The following is a 17,897-nucleotide window of genomic DNA, read 5'->3' as shown; positions in this document are numbered from 1 at the left end:
TTGCGCAGGGCGTTGTATCCTTCGAAGCGGACAAACACGCCGGCGAGGTGCGTGATGAAAGCGGTGCGATGGTCGCAACAGGACGGCACGGGGCTCGAGCATCTGGTTCTGAACGAGACGCCCGATGGCATCGTGATCGAAAGCGCGGTCGTGGGCGAAGATGAAGCGCATGCCTTCGGCCTCGTTTATCGGATCGAATGCGATGCGCGCTGGCAAGTCACGCGTCTCGCGATGAAACTCGCGGGCGGCGCGGCGCTCGATTTGCACCGCAAAGACGGCGACAACGGCGACGCGCACGCATGGAGCGGCGCGAACGGCGAACCGCACGAACTGCTGCGCGGCTGCATCGACGTGGATATCACCGCGACGCCTTTCACCAACACGCTGCCGATCCGCCGTCTGCAACTCGAACGCGGCGAGCGGCGCGTGATCCGCGTCGTCTACGTGCGCGTGCCGGAGTTGAGCGTGAGCGCGGTGGAGCAGGCGTACACGTGCATCGAGCCGAATCATCGCTATCGCTACGAGGGGCTCGATACGGGCTTCACGGCGGATATCACCGTCGATGAAAGCGGGCTCGTGCTCGACTATCCGGGGCTCTACAAGCGAGTCGCATGAGCAACGGCGATAATACGCAGACTCTCGCTCCAACGAATCCCACGATGACCGACACCCCATCACCCCGTCTCACGAGCCTTTCCCACGGCGGCGGCTGCGGCTGCAAGATCGCGCCGGGATTGCTCGCCGATCTGCTCAAACGCACGACGCCGATGCAGGCGTTCCCGAACCTGTTGGTCGGCAACGACACCGCCGACGACGCCGCCGTCTACAAGCTCAATGACGAGCAGGCGATCGTCGCGACGACGGACTTCTTCATGCCGATCGTCGACGATCCATTCGACTTCGGTCGCATCGCCGCGACCAATGCGCTGTCGGACGTCTACGCGATGGGCGGCAAGCCGATCCTCGCACTCGCGCTCGTCGGCATGCCGATCAACGTGCTGCCGCACGAAGTCATCGCGCAAGTGCTGAAGGGCGGCGAAGCGGTGTGCGCGGAAGCCGGCATTCCGGTCGCGGGCGGCCATTCCATCGATTCGGTCGAGCCGATCTACGGGCTCGCGGCGCTCGGCATCGTGCATCCGTCGCGCGTGAAGCGCAACGCGGCCGCACGCGGGGGCGACGTGCTCGTGCTCGGCAAGCCTCTCGGCGTCGGTGTGCTATCGGCGGCGCTGAAGAAAGACAAGCTCGATGCGGCCGGCTATAAGGCGATGATCGACGCGACGACTAAGCTGAACCGCCCGGGCGCGGAACTCGCGCAACTCGACGGCGTCCACGCACTCACCGATGTAACCGGCTTCGGCCTGCTCGGCCACACGCTCGAACTCGCCCGCGGCGCGAAGCTCACCGCGCGCATTCGTTATACGGACCTGCCGTGGCTGCCGCAGGTGCTGGAATTCGTGCGCGCGGGCGTCTACACGGGCGCGTCGGGCCGCAACTGGAGCGCGTACGGTCATGACATTTCGTTGAACGTCGAAGGCAAGCAAGACGATGCGGCCCGCGCCTTGCTGACCGATCCGCAGACTTCGGGCGGCCTGCTCGTGTCGTGCGCGCCCGAATCCGTCGACGACGTGCTCGCGATTTTCCGCGCAGACGGCTTCAACGACGCAGCCGTGATCGGCGAGATGGTCGACGGCGCGAGCCGCGTCGACGTGACCTGACGAACTTAAAAACCAAAACCAAGGCATGAAGGAAGAATCCCCGAAAGCCATTTTCTACGCGCTCGCCGCGAACTTCGGCATCGCCGTCTGCAAGTTCGGGGCGGCCGCTTATACCGGCTCCGGCGCGATGTTCGCCGAAGCCATCCATTCGACGGCGGATTGTGGCAACCAGTTGCTGCTGCTCTTCGGCCTGAAGCGTGCGCAGGCGCCCGCCAACGCGCTGCATCCGCTGGGTTCGGGGCGCGAGATCTACTTCTACGCGCTCATCGTCGCGTTGCTGCTGTTCTTCGTGGGCGGCGCGTTTTCGGTGTACGAGGGCGCGCATCGGCTGCTGCATCACGAGCCGTTGAGCAATCCGATCGTCGCGCTCGTGATTCTCGGCATCTCCGTCGTGCTCGAAGCGTTTTCTCTCGCGGGCGCGATCCGCGAAATCCGCAAGGGCGCGCCGAACAAGACCTTGTGGCGATGGTTCCGCGAGACGCGCGAATCGGAGCTGCTCGTGGTCGCAGGCGAGGACGTCGCAGCGCTGCTCGGCCTCGCGATCGCGTTCGCCGCCGTGCTCATGACCATGCTCACCGGCAATCCCGCCTACGACGCGGCGGGTTCGGTCGGCGTCGGCGTGCTGCTGATGATCATCGCGTTGCTCGTCGCGCGCGAAGTGAAGTCGATGATCGTCGGCGAATCGGCGAGCCCCGAAGTGCGCAAGGCGATCGATGCGCACCTGCGCGCGCGTCCCGAGATCAAGCGCATCATCAGCCTCATCACGCTGCAATGGGGCAAGCACGTGGTCGTCGCGGTGCAGGCCGAAATGATCGACTACGCGAGCGGCCGCGCGATGATCGATGCGATCAACGTGATCGAGGACGATCTGCAGCGTGCATTTCCGCAAGTGCGCTGGGTTTTCTTCGAACCCGATGTCGCGCGCGACCGCGGCGAGCCCGCGATCTCTTAAGAGCAGGAGCGCGGCGTGCTGGCGCCGATGGGATCGTCGGGACCACTTCTGCCGGATCGACCGCATCGCGTTAACATACGTCGTGCGCGTCGTCCGCATCGAGTCCCTGAAATTTCGAGATCTTCATCCGACCCATGCGCAAATTGCTCCTTGCCGTATTGTTCATCGTCGTATCGAGTAGTCTTTCGATCGTTTCGCAGTCCTCCTTCGCCGCAGCCGATCCCGCGCAACACGCGTCGCAGCCCGGCGTCGCGCTGACGCCGCAACAGGCGCGCGATGCGCTCTCGGTGCTCAACGATCCCGCGCGCCGCTCGCAGGTCGCGGACACGCTGCGCGCCATCGCGGCAGCGGGGGCGCTGGCGTCACCGGCGCCCGCGAGCGCGCCGCAGGGCGCATCCACGGCCGCGGCGTCGCCCGCATCGGGCGCGTCAGGCGTGCTTGCGCATTCGCTGACGGCCAACGGCCTCGCGTCGCAGATATCGCGTCAGGCGGGCCACTGGCTCGTGCATTTCGGCGCGGGTATCCGTCATTCCGTCGCCGCGCTGCTCGATTTCGGCTCGGTGGCCGCATGGTGGCGCGACCGTACGTCGAGCGATGAATCACGCGCGCTCATCGGGCATGTCGCGTGGACGGTGCTTGCATCGCTGCTGCCTGCGCTGCTGCTCGAATTCCTCTGCTCGCGTGTTTTGAAGAAGCCGCGCGCGCGGATCGCGGCGCGCGGCGTCGCCGATGCCGAAGTGCAGCAACCCGAGCTCGTCCACGAGGAACGCGCCGCCGAACGCGCGGAAGACGCCGCGGCGAGAAGCGGCGACGAGACCGCCCTGCATCTCGCCGAGCGCAAGGCCGACACCGCGCGCGGCCAGCGTCATGCGGCGCGTCACTGGACGCTGTTGCAACGCCTGCCCAGCGCGCTGCTCTACGGCTTTCTCGCGCTGGTTCCGCTCGTCGTGTTCATCGGCGTGGTGACGGTGCTGATGTCGATATTCATCGACGACAACACGCCCGAAGCGCGCGTCGCGGGCTCGCTCATCGATGTCTATCTGGTCTGCCGCGCCGTCGTGATCGTGAGCGGTTTCTTCGTCGCGCCGCGTGCGCCGGGGCTGCGTCTCATCCAGATGCGCGATGTTCACGCGGCCTATACGCATCGCTGGGTGCGGCGCATCGTGTGCATCGCGGGCGCGGGCATCGCGCTCGCGAACGGTGCGGAGCCGCTCGGCCTGTCCGGCGACGCGCGCATCGCGATCCTGAAGATCGTCCTGCTGGCGGTGCATCTGATGATCGCGTTCGTCATCTTCGAGAGCCGCGTGTCGGTGGCCGAACGCATTCGGGCGAGCGCGCGGACGAATCGTTCGGTGCGGCTCTTCGGCAACTGGGTCGCGGATGTCTGGGCCGGCGTCGCGATTTTCTTCGTGATCGCGCTGTGGTTCGTGTGGGCGCTCGACGTGCAGAACGGCTACCGGACGCTCTTTCATCTGGGCGGCTTGTCGTTGCTCGTGCTCGTCGGCGCGCGCGTGGTGGCGATCGTCGCGTTCGGCGCGCTCGGGCGCGTCTTCCATCAGGACGACGAAGACGACACCTCGGACCATTCGATCGCGCGCCGTCGCGCCTATCGCTATTACCCGGCGTTGCGGCGCGTCGTGCAGGCGATCATTTCCATCGCGATGATCGTCGCGCTGCTCGAAGTGTGGGGCGTCAACATCGTTCATTTCTTCACGTCGGGCGGTGTCGGCAACCGGCTCGCGTCGGCGCTCATCACGATTCTGATCGCGGCCGTGTTCGCGGTACTCGTGTGGGAGGCGGCGAACATCGTCGTCGAGCGGCGTCTCGAACAGTGGACCGCAACCGGCGAACGCCTGCGCGCCGCGCGGCTGCGCACGCTGTTGCCGATGATGCGCACCGGCCTTTTCATCGTGATCGCGATGGTCGTCGTGCTGACGGGACTCTCGCAGATCGGCGTGAACACGGCGCCCTTGCTCGCGAGCGCGAGCATCTTCGGCGTGGCGCTCGGCTTCGGCTCGCAAAAGCTCGTGCAGGATCTCATCACGGGCATCTTCCTGTTGATGGAAAACGCGATGCAGGTCGGCGACTGGGTGACGCTCGCGGGCGTGTCGGGCACGGTCGAATATCTGTCGATTCGCACGGTGCGTCTGCGCGGCGGCGACGGTTCGCTCTATACGGTGCCGTTCAGTTCTGTATCGACGGTGAACAACACGAATCGCGGCATCGGCAACGCGGCGGTGCGCGTGTCGATCGCGCTCGGGCAGGACGTGGATCTCGCAATCTCCACGCTGAAGGAAATCGGCGCGGCATTGCGTGAGAACGAAGCCTTCCGCGATGGCATCCTGTCCGACTTCAGCTTCTGGGGCGTCGATGCCGTCGACGGCTCGACCGTCACGCTCGCCGGTCAGATCCAGTGCCGCGACAGCGCGCGCTGGCCGGTGCAGCGCGAGTTCAACCGGCGCATTCTCAACGAGTTCACGGCGCGCGGCATCGAGATCGCGAATCCGCAGCGCAACTTCGTGATCGTGAACGGCGGCAATCCCGAAGGCGCCCCGGATGCGGACGAGGCGGGCGCGAATCAGCAAGGCGAGCCGTCGAAGGCCGCGCAGCATCCGACGAGCGAGGCGGCGGGCTCGCAGAGCGTCGCGTCGAATGCGCCGCCGCCACGGTCATCGCAAGGCGGAAGCTGATCCTATAATCGTTCGGCCCTGATCGCGCCCTCTGCCGGGCGCGATTTTTTTTGAACGCCGAACGTTACGAGGAGCACGCCCCGCCATGAAAGCCGCCGTATCGCTATCGAAAAGAATGACGAAGGCCTTTGCCGCGATGACACTCGCGGCCAGTCTCGCGGGATGCGCCTCCGCGCCGCGTTCGCCACAGAGCGCAAGCGGCGCGCGCGAAGTCAAGGTGATGATCGTCACGATGTTCGCGCCCGAAGGCAAAGCCTGGCTCGACAGACTCGGCCCGTGGGACGCAATCGACGTAGCGGGGCTGTCGCCGGATTATCCGCAGGTTCATTGCAATCGCGACGACGTGTGCGTCGTCACCACGGGCATGGGTCACACGAACGCGGCGGCGTCGATGATGGCGCTTGCGTTCTCCGACCGCTTCGACTTGCGCAGCACGTATTTTCTGATCGCCGGCATCGCGGGCATCGATCCGGCGCAGGGCACGGTCGGCTCGGCGGCGTGGGCGAAGTATCTCGTCGACTTCGGTCCGCAATGGGAACTCGACGCGCGCGAGAAGCCCGCCAGATGGCCCAGCGGATTCACCGGCATCAACACGAAAAGCCCGAACGAGAAACCGCCGCTCGACTATCGCACCGAAGTCTTCGCCCTCGATGCGACGCTCGCCGACACGGCTTACGCGCTCTCGCGCAACGTCACGCTTTCCGACAGCGATGCCGCCAAAGCCGCGCGCGCCCGCTTTAAGTACTCGCCGGCGAACCAGCCGCCGAAGGTGATCCAGTGCGACACGCTCGCGGGCGATACGTGGTGGTCCGGCAAGTTCATCGGCGAGCGGGCCCGCGCCTGGACGCGCCTCCTGACCGACGGCCGTGGCGTGTACTGCACGACGCAGCAGGAAGACAACGCCACGTACGAGGCGCTCAGGCGGGCGGCGAGCGTGCGCCGGGTGGACGTGTCGCGCGTGGCGGTGCTGCGCGCCGGATCGGATTTCGATCGGCCGTAAAAAGGCAGAGCGCCGTCGACAATCTGCTCAATTACGCCGCGCAAGGCGGCTTTGCGCCGGCCCTCGAAAATCTGTATCGCGCTGGTAATCCATTCGTACAGGAAGTTGTTACACATTGGGGCACGTGGAGAAGCGGTGTCCCGAAAAAGTAACTGCCGGCGTTACAAAGTCGGGTAACTCAGCCCGTAACATCAGCGTAACAAGCGATAGGTAAATATTTCCTGTTACACATTCCATCGGTAAAGCACGTTCGCGCGGCGATTTTCGGCGTTATTTCATCTGATGAATAACGTTAAAAATAGCTGTCGCGACGGTCAACCGACTCCCGGAATCCCCCGTTATTGCTGGCGGACAGCGATTATCCCGATAAAAACGAAGCTGCCCTTTTTAAGCCCGGCAAACGTTAGACGAATCGAAAAAGTCCGGCAAATCAGGTCGAAATCTGCAGACCGAAAAATTTACCGATCGAAAGTGTTGTTTGCAACAAAATATTATTGAGATGTGCTTGCTTTAGTCTCAGACAGTTCTTAGAATCCGTCTCACAGTGGTTGTTACAAGATGTAACGCACTGAAACAAAGATTACGCAGTACGTAGCCGGGCAGAACTAGTCCGGTGAGGCACAAAAAAGATATCGGCTAAAAGCCGGCGGAAATTCGGGGATTTACTGGAAGTTGCAACCATGAACGGTCGCGAAACGCTGGAATCGATCCGGGAAATCAACTTGTCGTACATCATGCTCGCGCAGCGTCTGTTGCGCGAGGACCGCGCCATCGGCATGTTCCGGCTCGGTCTGTCGGCGGAGCTCGCCGATCTGTTGTCGGGCCTCACGCTCGCGCAGGTCGTCAAGCTCGCGTCGTCGGATAACCTGCTTTGCGCTTTCCGCTTCAACGATCACACGATGCTGTCTGCTCTGACGCAACCCGCGAAGAACGCGGACATCGCGCAGACGCATGCAGCCATCCTGCTGGCTGGCCAGCCGGCTGAACAGTTCGCTTAAGGTGACTCAGGTGACGGAGCGAGCCATGCTGAAAAAGAGCCTCACTGAAGACGCCCAGGAAGTGTTCCGCGCCATCGCGCTGATCGAGCTCGGCGCGCGCATGCAGGTGCTGGAGAGCGAACTCACGCTCTCGCGCGACCGCATGATCCGTCTTTATCGCGAAGTGAAGGGCGTATCGCCGCCGAAGGGCATGCTGCCGTTCTCGGCCGACTGGTACATGACGTGGCTCGCCAACATCCACGCATCGCTTTTCTACAACACCTATACGTTCCTCAAGAACGAAGCTGGTTGCTCGCATCTCGATGCGTTGACCAAAGGGTATCGGCTGTATCTCGAGCACTGCAACCATAGCGGCGCCGAGGCGGTACTCGATCTCACGCGGGCCTGGACTCTTGTGCGCTTCTTCGACGCGGGCATGCTGCAGATGACGCCTTGCTGCCGCTGCACCGGGAAGTTTGTCGCACACAAACATGATTTGCAGAACAACGTGGTGTGCGGGGCCTGCCAGCCGCCGTCACGCGCGGGGAAGACCAAGAAAGCGGCGGCCGCGAAACAGGCCAGCAAAGAAGCCGCTCTGGAGGTGGTGATGTCGAAGAACGAAGTGCCGGAGCATGCGGAGCACACGGTACTCGCACACGTAGCGGCGTTACAGTCGCAACGGGCAGGCCTGGTCGCACAGGCCGCTTAGGCGGTAGCGGCGGCCGCCGCCCTCCGGGGACCGTCCGCGAGGATGGTGGACGATCGGCCCGCCGCTACCGCATTTTACTTTTTCCAAGATTCCGAAGCCCGGCGCCGATTCGCGCCGGGCTTTCTCTTTTCTGATGCCCAGTAAAATGCTTCGATGGCACGCGCTTTTCGGGGTATCGGTTTGGCTTTGGCACAACAGGGTTTTCTGCTGACTCGTCACTGGCGCGACACCGCGGCGGGGACGGAAGTCGATTTCTGGCTCGCCACCGGCGACGGCCCGAAGAGGATCCGCATCGCGCTGCAGACGAGCGTCGCGTTCATCCGCGCCGAAGACCGCGCGAAGGCGGAGCCGATCGTCGCCGGCGTGCGAGACGCGTATCTGCGCGAGCTGCCGCTGAAGGATTTCCGGCAGAAGCCGGTGCTCGGGCTGTATTGCCCGCAATATCGCCAGTTGCTCGCGCTCGAAAAGAATCTGCGAAGCGCGGGCGTCAATGTCTTCGAAGCCGATATCCGTCCGCACGAGCGCTATCTGATGGAACGCTTCATCACCGCGCCGGTGTCGTTCGAGGGCGTCGAGCGTGACGGCATCCTCTCCAGCGAACTGAAGCCCGCCCCGGATTACAGGCCGTCGCTGAATGTCGTCTCGCTTGATATCGAAACGAGCGTGAAGGGCGATCTCTATTCGATCGCGCTCGAAGGCTGCGGCGCACGTCAGGTGTTCATGCTCGGGCCGCCGAATGGCGACGCCACCCGAACCGATTTCGCGCTCGATTATTGCGATTCCCGCGCCGACATGCTGCGCCGTTTCAACGCGTGGATCGCGCATCACGATCCCGACGCGATCATCGGCTGGAATGTCGTGCAATTCGATCTGCGCATCCTTCAGCGGCACGCCGACGACTACGGGGTGCCGCTCGCGCTCGGCCGCGACGGCAGTGCCGTCGAATGGCGCGAGCACGGCATGAAGCGCAATCACTGGTTCATCGCGATTGCGGGAAGGCTCGTGATCGACGGCATCGAGGCGCTGCGCTCGGCGACGTGGAATTTTCCGTCGTTCAGCCTGGAATACGTCGCGCAGTCGCTGTTAGGCGTTGGCAAGGCGATCGACAGTCCCTATGCGCGCATGGACGAAATCGAGCGGCGCTTCCGGGAAGACAAGCCCGCGCTCGCGCATTACAACCTGAACGACTGCGAGCTCGTGACGAAAGTCTTCGAGAAAACGGAGCTGCTGTCGTTCCTGCTCGAACGCGCGACCGTGACGGGCCTGCAGGCCGATCGCAGCGGCGGCTCGGTCGCGGCGTTCACGCATCTGTATATGCCGCGGATGCATCGGCTCGGCTATGTGGCGCCGAATCTCGGCGACGTGCCCGAGGAAGCCAGCCCCGGCGGGTTCGTGATGGACTCGCGGCCTGGTCTCTACGATTCCGTGCTCGTGCTCGACTACAAGAGCCTGTATCCGTCGATCATCCGCACGTTTCTCATCGATCCGGCCGGGCTCGCGCAAGGCGTGGCCACGTCCGATGAAACCGCGACCGTGCCCGGCTTTCGCGGCGCGCGCTTTTCACGCGACACGCATTGCCTGCCCGCGATCGTCGCGCAGGTGTGGGAGGCCCGCGAGGCGGCCAAACGCAAGCACAACAAGCCGCTGTCGCAGGCGCTCAAGATCATCATGAACTCGTTTTACGGCGTGCTCGGCTCGAGCGGTTGCCGCTTCTTCGATCCGCGCCTTGCTTCGTCGATCACGATGCGCGGTCACGAGATCATGCATCGCACGCGCGAGCTGATCGAGGCGCGCGGTTACAGCGTCATCTACGGTGACACGGATTCGACCTTCGTCTGGCTGCGCCGCGCGCGCGGGGAAGAAGACGCGGCGCGCATCGGCCGCGCGCTCGTCGCGCATGTGAACGAATACTGGCGCGAGCATCTGCGCGACACATTCGGTCTCGACAGTGCGCTCGAACTGCAGTTCGAAACGCACTTCAAGCGCTTTCTGATGCCGACGATCCGCGGCACGGAAGAGGGCAGCAAAAAGCGCTACGCCGGACTGACCGCGCGCGCAGACGGCAGCGAGGAAATCATCTACAAGGGCCTGGAGACCGTGCGCACCGACTGGACGCCGCTCGCGCAGCGCTTCCAGCAGGAGCTGTATATGCGCGTCTTCAGGGGCGAGGCGTACGAGGACTACGTGCGCGATTACGTCGGACGCACGCGGCGCGGCGAGATGGACGAACTGCTCGTCTATCGCAAGCGGCTGCGGCGCACGCTTGGCGACTATCAGCGCAACGTGCCGCCGCATGTTCGCGCCGCGCGCATCGCCGACGAATACAACGCGCGCGCCGGGCGCCCGCTGCAGTATCAGAACGGCGGCTGGATCAGCTACGTGATGACGACGGCCGGTCCCGAGCCGGTCGAAGCGCGTCATGCGCCGATCGACTACGAGCACTATGTGAGCAAGCAGCTTCAGCCGGTCGCGGACGGCATCCTGCCATTCATGCGTGACGATTTCACCGTGCTGATGTCCGGCCAGAAAGCGCTTTTTTAACGCAAGTTCAGCCTAGAAACGCACGCCGATGCCCGCCTCGATGATGTCCGCGTCGCGATCATAGCGCGTCACCATGCGATTCCACGTCACGCGAACGAGCCAGCGGTTCGTGAAGCGGTAACTCGCCGATATCGACACCAGCCCGGAGAATCGGCCATCGCCGGTGCGGTCCTGCGGGAGGTCGTCGTTTTGCGTGATCGACAGATACGGGCCTGCGCCGACGCCGAGCGTGAGCCGGTCGTCGAAGAAGGCGCGCGTCGCCCAGATCTGCGCGGCGATGCCGTCGCGGCGCGACTGCACATGGCCGCCTTCATGCAGGTACGACGCGGTGAAATCGACGTAATGCCACAGCCCGCGCCGGTACTCGATGCTCTCTGCCAGATTCGATTCCGAGTCGGGGCTGTTCAGGATCGTCGTGCCGAGCATCACCGTGACTTCGTTGCTGGTGACCTTCGTCGTGCGCGACGGCGGCCGCGCGCGCGGACCGGGGCCCTCGGGCGCGTCGAGCTGATAGCCGATGCCGAAGAGCAGCGCGGTCGTATCGGGACCGCCGAACGCCTGCACGCGGTTGAGCTTCATCTCCGCGATCCATCGGTTATCGAAGTAATACGCGGCGCGCAGCGTGAACATGCCGCCCCAGCCGTGCGTGTTCGAATAGTCGTTACCGAGTTGCGCCTGTTTGGTATCGAACCAGCGATACGGTCCCGCGCCCGCCGACAGTTCCAGCCGATCGTTCAAGAGCGGTAGCCGTCCCCAGAACTGCAAGGCCTGCCCGTCGCGGTGGTGATCGGGAAGATGGCCTTCGTTCAGCCACGAGAAACTCCACGCGGCGTACCGGCCGAGCCCCTCGCGGTAGCTCATTTCCCAGGAGTACGTGTTCTGACTGCTGCTTTTGAGCGGGCCGGCGAGTATCGAAAATTCCTGCGCGTGGGTGGCCGTACCCGCGACGCCTAGCGCGCATGTGATGACCCAGGCGGCGGCTCTGCAATGTCGTTCTTGATTGAAGTCTGTCATTACGCGCGCTCGGATTGCTGGGACTTCCGGCAATTTTCGTCGGGCCTGTTCATCGGAGCATACCGGGTCGAGGAAACTCTCGCAGCATGCGAATCATTTCGAAATTGGGTCGCCGCGCGGTGAAACGTTTGCGCGACCGACCGGCTGCCGCCGCAACGGAACAATCGCTCGGCCTACGTTGGCAGCCACTCACACGCGGGGTTACGCGCTTTGCCGACCTTGCGTAGATTGAGGCCATGCCTGTCCGTTCATGCAAGCGAGGTCAGAGGTGGACTCCACTCCTATCGAATATCGAGGCTGCGAGCTCTCGGTCATCGTCCGGCATCTTGCCGGCCAATTTGTCGCGACGCTGCTGGTCGAGCGGCCCGGCGGCGTGCGCCGCGCGATCGGGCCGTTTCGCGCATTCCCGACGGCGCTCGCCGCCGCCAGCTACGCGATCGAATGCGGCAAGGCGGAACTCGACGGCCGCCTCGCCGCGCGCGGGCCGCAGGTCGCGGTGTCGGGCTGAAATTTTCGTCTGACTCACCGCTCGTTCACCGAGACAATCTCGAGTCCGGCGCGACGTCCGAACGAGGCGACGCATAGCAAACAAGAAACACGATCCGGTGCGTCGCTATAACATGGCGTTCTTCGCTCAATCGACGACGCTTATGTTCGGATATCGAACGATCTCCATGCTGGTCATTGCCGTGATGCTGCCGGCTTGCGCGACACTGCTTTCAGATCAATGCGCGACTGGCGAGCAGCGCGTCGTCAGCGATCTCGTCTATTTCGGCACCGGCCGCGCGAAGGGCGCCGTGACGCAGGCGGAATGGGACGACTTTCTGCGCGTGGAGGTCACGCCGCGTTTCGCGCAAGGTTTCAGCGTGTGGCAGGCGAGCGGGCAGTGGCGCGCGGCCGATGGCTCGATCGTGCGCGAGGCATCCTACGTGCTGAGCTTCGTGCATCCCGACGACGCAGCCAGCGATACCGCCATCGGCGAAGTACGCGAACGCTATCGCACGCGTTTCGAGCAGGAGTCGACGATGCGGGTCAGGCAGGCGGCGTGCGTGTCGTTTTAGGACGATTTCCGCTCCGCTGCCATGCGGGCGCGCCCCGCATAAGAAAGAACGTTCGCTTAAACCAATAATTTACAAACGCGCTCGACGGGCCGGGTATGCTACGCCGCCGTTCTTTCGAGCGGATTTCGCCATTTCGCCATGCGGCCTTCTGTGGCGAGCCCCATCCGATGCTCTCCTGTTCGCGACTTGACAAAGGTAGCGAGTGAGCAAGGGCGTGCCCGCGCCCATCCCGCTCGTCGGGAGGCGCGCGGGAACGAGGGTCGAGCAGCAGTCATTTCGAATATTCAGGTTAGTACCGTCATATCCGGAGAGTGACCGACCGGCATGATGGCGTTTTGGAGGACATGTGTTTCTCAACGGTTTTTATATCAATCTCGACAGATCCGCGGAGCGGCGGCAATTCCTGAACGATCAGCTCCACACGCTCGGCCTGGAATCGCGAATACAACGGTTCGCCGCAGTGGACGGCGCCACAGGACCGTTCGATACGCGCCTCGCCAATGCCATCTGGGCATGCCGACGGTCGCACGAGTGCGTGATCGCGCAACCGGACGCCGACACGGCAACAATCGTGCTGGAAGACGATTGCGAGTTGAGCACGCATTTCCCCAAGATTCTCACGGAAGATACGGTGCGATGGTTCGTGGAAAGCGAACCCACCGTCGATATCGTCTGGCTCGATTGCGCCGCCTACTGGTCGAAAGCGCCGCTGTTGCTCGACTGGATGGAGCGGGTGATGAGTCCGCCCGAATCCGGGCTCGTCCGGCCGCATCTGCAGACGCTCGGAATCGTCGATGCCCGGGGCTGCTATTCCTACGCGGCGGCGGCGTACATCGTAACGCCAGCGGGCAAGCGAACGCTCGCGCGCCTGTTCGATTCGGCGCGCGTCTCGCCGGCCATACCCATCGATACGCTCTACAACCACTGGATTTACACAGGCGAACTGAACGCCAAAATATTTGTTCCGTTTCTAGCCACGCCGCGTGTCGCTGTCCGATCGACCATAGATCACGACGTTTCCGAAGTCGACGATATGGACGAGATAGGCTGGGGAAGCGTTCTCCGGCGCGCCCTGTATGCCGACAGCTCCAACGAAGAATTCTCAGGCCTGGATCCGATGGCCTCTTTGCCGCCGAAGTCCATTCAGTACGAACTCGGGATGCGAATGTATGACCGCTTTCGGTGGCGCGACTGAGCGCGCACTCGACGCCGGCTCACGTTCCTGCGACGACCGTCCCCCCCAACGCGCGCATGCGAGGCGCGGGCGTTTCATCGGGCAGCGTCGACGGTGCCGCTTGCCACGCAATACTGCGCGCCCGCACCCGCCGCGCCGGCCTCAACGTCTGACGCCGGCGCACCAGCGAGCGCACCGCGCGGGCAAGCGCGAGATCGATCGCGCCGCGCCAGTCGCGTGCGATCGACGTCGCCACGACTTTGTTCTCGCGATTCACCTGCACCTCCACCTGACAGCGCTTGTCGACGCCACCGCGCGGACCATTGATGTCGGACAGGCTGACGGTCGCCTTCGAAATCAGCCACGCGAGGCGGCGAAAGACGAATTCGCTGCGGGTCTTCGCCAGTTCGTGCATCGCAATGGCTTCGGGGTCGCGGGACTTGAACAGGACTTTCATTGACGCCTCCTCGTTGAACATGAGTTCAGCGTAAGGTGTCTGTGCGGTGCGAAAAAGTAGAAGCAATGGAACACGAACTTCGGAAAAACCGTAGTTCAGTCGGCGGCGCGCGCGAGCACTTGCTGCGTCAGCGGATGATGCCGGCCGCGCCGCGACACGATCGCGTGCACTTCCTCCTTCACGTCGGGCGAGCGGCCGAGCCAGCGCAGGCCGCGCAGCAGCGGCGCATCGCCCGCGCCGAATTCCGCGAGCGGAAACACACCGAGCCCCCGCGCGCCGAACACGGCCATCAGCGCGCTGTCTTCGAATTCGCCGACTATGCGCGGTGCAATGCGTTGCGTTTCCAGCCATCGATCGAGCCGTGCTCTCAGCGACGAATGGCCGGTCGGCAGAAGCATGGGCAGCGAGGCGAGACTCTGCGGAAACTGGTCGATCGCGCTCTTGCGCACGAGGGATGCGGGCCCGTACCAGTCGACCGGCGATGCGATGAGCCGCTCGCTCGTCAGACGCAGATTGTGGTTGTGCGGCGCGGCGTGGCTCGCGAGCACGAGATCGAGCCGATGCAGCGCGAGCTCGCCGAGCAGTTCGTCGGTTTCGCCTTCGTGACACAGCAGACGCAACGACGGATTGCCGAGCACCGGCGCGAGCAGCGCATGCGCGGCGAGCTTGGAAATGCCGTCCGACAGCCCCACCGCGAGACGCGCGAGCGTGCCGCTTGCCGCTTCGCGCACTTCGTCCTGAATGATCTGACCGATCTGAAAGATCTCCTCCGCGCGCGCGAATGCGGCCTGTCCCGCTTCGGTCATCGTGACGCCGCGCCCGGCGGGTTTGAGCAACTGATGACCGAGCGCTTTCTCCAGATCGCGCACCTGCGCGCTGATGGTCTGCACCGCCATGTCGAGCCGCTCGGCCGCGCGCGCGAAACCGCCTTCTTTGACGACGACCCAGAAGTAATGCAGATGTCGATAGTTGAGCATGCGTGCCTTTCGGGATTGGGTAGGTTCGGATAAACCGAAGTTTCGTTTCGATTATCGCTGATTTTTACGAGATCGCTATCGGACGATCATGGCGCGAAACGTCCGGTCAATCCAACTTTCCCCGCTCATGGAATATCTTCTTTCGCTTGCCGCCGATCCTGCCGTCTGGGCCGCGCTCGTCACGCTGATCGTGATGGAAGTCGTGCTCGGCATCGACAATCTCGTGTTCATTTCCATTCTCAGCAACAAGTTGCCCGTCGCGCAACGTGCGCGCACGCAGCGCCTCGGCATCATGCTCGCGCTCGTGATGCGGCTGGCGCTGCTCGGCACCGTCGCATGGATCGCGCAACTGACCGCGCCGGTGTTCTCCGTGTTCGATCACGCGTTCTCGTGGCGCGACCTCATCCTGCTCGCGGGCGGTCTGTTCCTCGTCTGGAAGGCGACCAGCGAAATGCATCATCACGTGAGAAAGGATCACGACGAAGCGCCCGGTGTCGCGTCGGGCGTGGCCAGCCTGACGGCGTGGTCCGCGATCGGCCAGATTCTGCTGCTCGACCTCGTGTTCTCCGTCGACAGCATCATCACCGCGGTCGGCATGACGGAGCATCTGCCGATCATGTTCATCGCCGTGATCTTCGCCGTCGCGACGATGCTGTTCGCCGCGCAGCCGCTGTCGCGCTTCATCGAGCGCAATCCGACGGTCGTGACGCTCGCGCTCTCGTTCCTGCTCGTGATCGCGATGACGCTGATCGCCGAAGGTTTCGGAACGCACGTGCCGAAGGGCTACATCTATGCGGCGATGGGCTTCGCGGGATTCGTCGAAGGGTTGAATCTGCTGGCCCGCAGTGCCAAGGGCAAGCGCGAGGGCAAGGTGCAGACGGAGGCGCAACGGACCGCCGCGACATCGCCTCGAACAAGCTGACGAATCTCGCCGCGCACAAGATTTGAAACGAGCATTCGCGAAATCGTGCTCACTGTGCGCTGCCCGGCAATCCGCGCGATTGGAACGGGAATTCGCCTTGCTTATCTCCGGTCAAGTGACTAGGGTAGCGATAGCGAACGAGCATTCTTTCGGGTCCCGAAATATCTGCTGAAAGATGCGCAGCGCTGTCACAGCGATCAATCGTCGTCGGAATACACAAAGATGAGCCCGAATTGGGAGATCGGCACGGCGAGCGAAGGGTTCGAGCCCATCGCGCCGCACGCGCTCGCATCCGTCGCGCGGATCGATCCGTATATCGTGTGGGCCAACGCGACGCAGTATCGCGATCTCGGCGGCATGCCGCACGGCCGCATTCCGATCGCCATCGAAATGAAGCAGGGCGGCGACACCGCGCAGCAATTCGCGCGCGCGATCGAGCGCAACGGCTGGCAGGACTGGATCTGGATGTCGGCGCTCTATCGCGACCCGCCGCCGGCCCTCGAAGCCACGCGCTTTTGCACCGCCCACGTCACGCGTGAGTTCTATGCGCGCCTGGGCACGGATCTCGCCGGTAAATTCGAGCGTTTCACGGAAGCTCTGGCGATCACGTCGCATGCCGACGGGCGCCTGGACCGCGTTCCGGCTGGCCACGCCGCCACGCGCGCCGGTGCGGGCAACTCGATCGTCGGCGTATGCGATGAAGACGTCACGTTCACGCATCGGCGCTTTTCCGAGGACGCAGCCGGAACGCGCACGCGCTTTCTGTGCTTCTGGAACCAGAACGACGCCGCCGATACGGCCGCGACCCTCGGCTACGGCAGCGAGCTGCTCAAACATCAGATGGACGCGCTGCTGAGCGGCGCGCGCCTCTCCGTCGAGGCCGCGCAGGCGGAGGGCGGCGGGCGCGTCTTCGCCTTTGCAAACGATGGACCGGCGGTCGCGTCGCATGGTGGCGACGACGCCGATCGACGAGACGGTCACGAAGCGCCGTTGCCGATGATCGGAGTGCAGCTCAAAAAACGCTGCCGCGCGATGCGCGACGCCTTCGGTCCGTGCCTCGACGCCGAAGTGCTCGATGGCGTCCGCTATATCGTGCAGCGCGCGCAGGAAATCGGCGGCGCGGCGTGCCATGCGCTCGTCAGCGTGAGCGCGGGAAATGCGGCCTGGCAGCAGGACGGCAGCTCGCTCATCGAAAGCGCGCTCGACGAATTGATGGATACGGGAGCCTGCTCCGTCGTGCTGCCATCCGGCAACATCGACATGGCGCGCTGCCGCGGCACGCTGACGATCGAACAGCGCGCCGCGGCGGAACTGCGCTGGCCGGTGCGCGCAAATGCGTCGTCGCCGAGTCTCGCGGAAATCTGGTTCGCCAGCAACGACGGCACGCCGAGCATCGACGTTCAGATCGTGCCGCCCGGCGGCGTCGCGAGCGCGTGGCTCACGCTCGGCGATATCGGCACCTACACGCGCGGCGGCGAAGCGATCTGCACCGTGGTGCATCTGGGCCGCGGCGCGCGCGGCAACGGCCACATGATCCTGATCGCGCTTGCGCCGACGTCCGCGCGCAGCGGCTTGCGGCGCGCGGCGGCGGGCGAGTGGCTCATTCGCCTGCGAAACAACGCGCGCTCTGGCGTGACGGCCTATGCGTGGATGCAGTGCGACGAATCATCGGACGAGACGCCGCTCGTCGCGCCATCGCGCTGAAAAA

Annotated in this window: 15 protein-coding genes and 1 pseudogene; 13 read left to right on the top strand and 3 right to left on the bottom strand. The window is 64.0% G+C overall.

Annotation, left to right across the window (positions count from 1 at the left end; all coding sequences use genetic code 11):
* Positions 1-54 precede the first annotated feature (54 nt).
* The 8 genes and pseudogenes from AWB74_RS00185 to AWB74_RS00150 all read left to right on the top strand — a co-directional run bounded on the left by AWB74_RS00185 (position 55) and on the right by AWB74_RS00150 (position 10,584).
* Entirely contained in the window at positions 55-615 is a 561-nt protein-coding gene (locus tag AWB74_RS00185; RefSeq protein ID WP_061144777.1) for a putative glycolipid-binding domain-containing protein, read from the top strand.
* A gap of 44 nt (positions 616-659) precedes the next feature.
* Positions 660-1,715, top strand: a complete 1,056-nt coding sequence (gene selD, locus AWB74_RS00180) for a selenide, water dikinase SelD (protein WP_061145218.1) — start codon at positions 660-662, stop codon at positions 1,713-1,715.
* A gap of 25 nt (positions 1,716-1,740) precedes the next feature.
* On the top strand, positions 1,741-2,667 hold the full coding sequence (locus AWB74_RS00175; RefSeq protein ID WP_061144776.1) for a cation diffusion facilitator family transporter: 927 nt from the start codon (positions 1,741-1,743) through the stop codon (positions 2,665-2,667).
* 134 nt (positions 2,668-2,801) lie between these two features.
* Positions 2,802-5,357 (top strand): mechanosensitive ion channel family protein, encoded by a 2,556-nt coding sequence (locus tag AWB74_RS00170; protein WP_061144775.1) that lies wholly within the window; start codon positions 2,802-2,804, stop codon positions 5,355-5,357.
* Positions 5,358-5,472: 115 nt separating this feature from the next.
* A pseudogene (locus tag AWB74_RS00165) lies at positions 5,473-6,509 on the top strand (purine-nucleoside phosphorylase).
* A 528-nt stretch (positions 6,510-7,037) separates the two neighbouring features.
* Positions 7,038-7,355, top strand: coding sequence for a flagellar transcriptional regulator FlhD (gene flhD, locus AWB74_RS00160; protein WP_061123090.1), 318 nt, complete (start codon positions 7,038-7,040; stop codon positions 7,353-7,355).
* A 25-nt stretch (positions 7,356-7,380) separates the two neighbouring features.
* Positions 7,381-8,043, top strand: a complete 663-nt coding sequence (flhC, locus tag AWB74_RS00155) for a flagellar transcriptional regulator FlhC (protein ID WP_061144774.1) — start codon at positions 7,381-7,383, stop codon at positions 8,041-8,043.
* A 153-nt stretch (positions 8,044-8,196) separates the two neighbouring features.
* A complete protein-coding gene (locus tag AWB74_RS00150) occupies positions 8,197-10,584 on the top strand; it encodes a DNA polymerase II (RefSeq protein ID WP_061144773.1) in 2,388 nt (795 codons plus the stop codon).
* Positions 10,585-10,596: 12 nt separating this feature from the next.
* Here AWB74_RS00150 and AWB74_RS00145 read toward each other — a convergent pair whose 3' ends face one another.
* Entirely contained in the window at positions 10,597-11,598 is a 1,002-nt protein-coding gene (locus tag AWB74_RS00145; RefSeq protein ID WP_061144772.1) for a hypothetical protein, read from the bottom strand.
* A gap of 268 nt (positions 11,599-11,866) precedes the next feature.
* Between AWB74_RS00145 and AWB74_RS00140 the strand changes: the two genes are divergently transcribed.
* The 3 genes from AWB74_RS00140 to AWB74_RS00130 all read left to right on the top strand — a co-directional run bounded on the left by AWB74_RS00140 (position 11,867) and on the right by AWB74_RS00130 (position 13,854).
* A complete protein-coding gene (locus AWB74_RS00140) occupies positions 11,867-12,106 on the top strand; it encodes a hypothetical protein (RefSeq protein ID WP_061144771.1) in 240 nt (79 codons plus the stop codon).
* Between the two features lie 166 nt (positions 12,107-12,272).
* Positions 12,273-12,659: a DUF3574 domain-containing protein gene (locus AWB74_RS00135; RefSeq protein ID WP_235024446.1), complete on the top strand. Its 387-nt coding sequence runs from the start codon at positions 12,273-12,275 to the stop codon at positions 12,657-12,659.
* Between the two features lie 346 nt (positions 12,660-13,005).
* A complete protein-coding gene (locus tag AWB74_RS00130) occupies positions 13,006-13,854 on the top strand; it encodes a glycosyltransferase family 25 protein (RefSeq protein WP_061144770.1) in 849 nt (282 codons plus the stop codon).
* Positions 13,855-13,873: 19 nt separating this feature from the next.
* On the opposite strand, the gene AWB74_RS00125 is transcribed toward AWB74_RS00130, so the two are convergent.
* Positions 13,874-14,290: an HPF/RaiA family ribosome-associated protein gene (locus AWB74_RS00125; RefSeq protein ID WP_235024445.1), complete on the bottom strand. Its 417-nt coding sequence runs from the start codon at positions 14,288-14,290 to the stop codon at positions 13,874-13,876.
* Positions 14,291-14,385: 95 nt separating this feature from the next.
* Positions 14,386-15,267, bottom strand: a complete 882-nt coding sequence (locus tag AWB74_RS00120) for a LysR family transcriptional regulator (RefSeq protein ID WP_061144768.1) — start codon at positions 15,265-15,267, stop codon at positions 14,386-14,388.
* Between the two features lie 127 nt (positions 15,268-15,394).
* On the opposite strand from AWB74_RS00120, the gene AWB74_RS00115 reads away from it, so the two are divergent.
* Together AWB74_RS00115 and AWB74_RS00110 are read left to right on the top strand one after the other, a co-directional pair.
* Positions 15,395-16,189 (top strand): TerC family protein, encoded by a 795-nt coding sequence (locus AWB74_RS00115; RefSeq protein WP_061144767.1) that lies wholly within the window; start codon positions 15,395-15,397, stop codon positions 16,187-16,189.
* Positions 16,190-16,411: 222 nt separating this feature from the next.
* The gene (locus tag AWB74_RS00110) at positions 16,412-17,893 is read left to right on the top strand and encodes a S8/S53 family peptidase (RefSeq protein WP_061144766.1); all 1,482 of its coding nucleotides are present in this window, start codon (positions 16,412-16,414) and stop codon (positions 17,891-17,893) included.
* Positions 17,894-17,897 lie beyond the last annotated feature (4 nt).

This window comes from Caballeronia arvi, from assembly GCF_001544695.2.
Lineage (GTDB): Bacteria > Pseudomonadota > Gammaproteobacteria > Burkholderiales > Burkholderiaceae > Caballeronia > Caballeronia arvi.
This window is presented reverse-complemented; position numbering and strand designations above follow the sequence as displayed.

Excerpts from the sequence above, each read along its gene's own strand:
- AWB74_RS00185 (WP_061144777.1), top strand. The coding sequence starts at position 55 with ATGAAAGCGGTGCGATGGTCGCAACAGGACGGCACGGGGCTCGAGCAT.
- selD (WP_061145218.1), top strand. The coding sequence starts at position 660 with ATGACCGACACCCCATCACCCCGTCTCACGAGCCTTTCCCACGGCGGC.
- AWB74_RS00175 (WP_061144776.1), top strand. The coding sequence starts at position 1,741 with ATGAAGGAAGAATCCCCGAAAGCCATTTTCTACGCGCTCGCCGCGAAC.
- AWB74_RS00170 (WP_061144775.1), top strand. The coding sequence starts at position 2,802 with ATGCGCAAATTGCTCCTTGCCGTATTGTTCATCGTCGTATCGAGTAGT.
- flhD (WP_061123090.1), top strand. The coding sequence starts at position 7,038 with ATGAACGGTCGCGAAACGCTGGAATCGATCCGGGAAATCAACTTGTCG.
- flhC (WP_061144774.1), top strand. The coding sequence starts at position 7,381 with ATGCTGAAAAAGAGCCTCACTGAAGACGCCCAGGAAGTGTTCCGCGCC.
- AWB74_RS00150 (WP_061144773.1), top strand. The coding sequence starts at position 8,197 with ATGGCACGCGCTTTTCGGGGTATCGGTTTGGCTTTGGCACAACAGGGT.
- AWB74_RS00145 (WP_061144772.1), bottom strand. The coding sequence starts at position 11,598 with ATGACAGACTTCAATCAAGAACGACATTGCAGAGCCGCCGCCTGGGTC.
- AWB74_RS00135 (WP_235024446.1), top strand. The coding sequence starts at position 12,273 with ATGCTGGTCATTGCCGTGATGCTGCCGGCTTGCGCGACACTGCTTTCA.
- AWB74_RS00125 (WP_235024445.1), bottom strand. The coding sequence starts at position 14,290 with ATGAAAGTCCTGTTCAAGTCCCGCGACCCCGAAGCCATTGCGATGCAC.
- AWB74_RS00120 (WP_061144768.1), bottom strand. The coding sequence starts at position 15,267 with ATGCTCAACTATCGACATCTGCATTACTTCTGGGTCGTCGTCAAAGAA.
- AWB74_RS00115 (WP_061144767.1), top strand. The coding sequence starts at position 15,395 with ATGGAATATCTTCTTTCGCTTGCCGCCGATCCTGCCGTCTGGGCCGCG.
- AWB74_RS00110 (WP_061144766.1), top strand. The coding sequence starts at position 16,412 with ATGAGCCCGAATTGGGAGATCGGCACGGCGAGCGAAGGGTTCGAGCCC.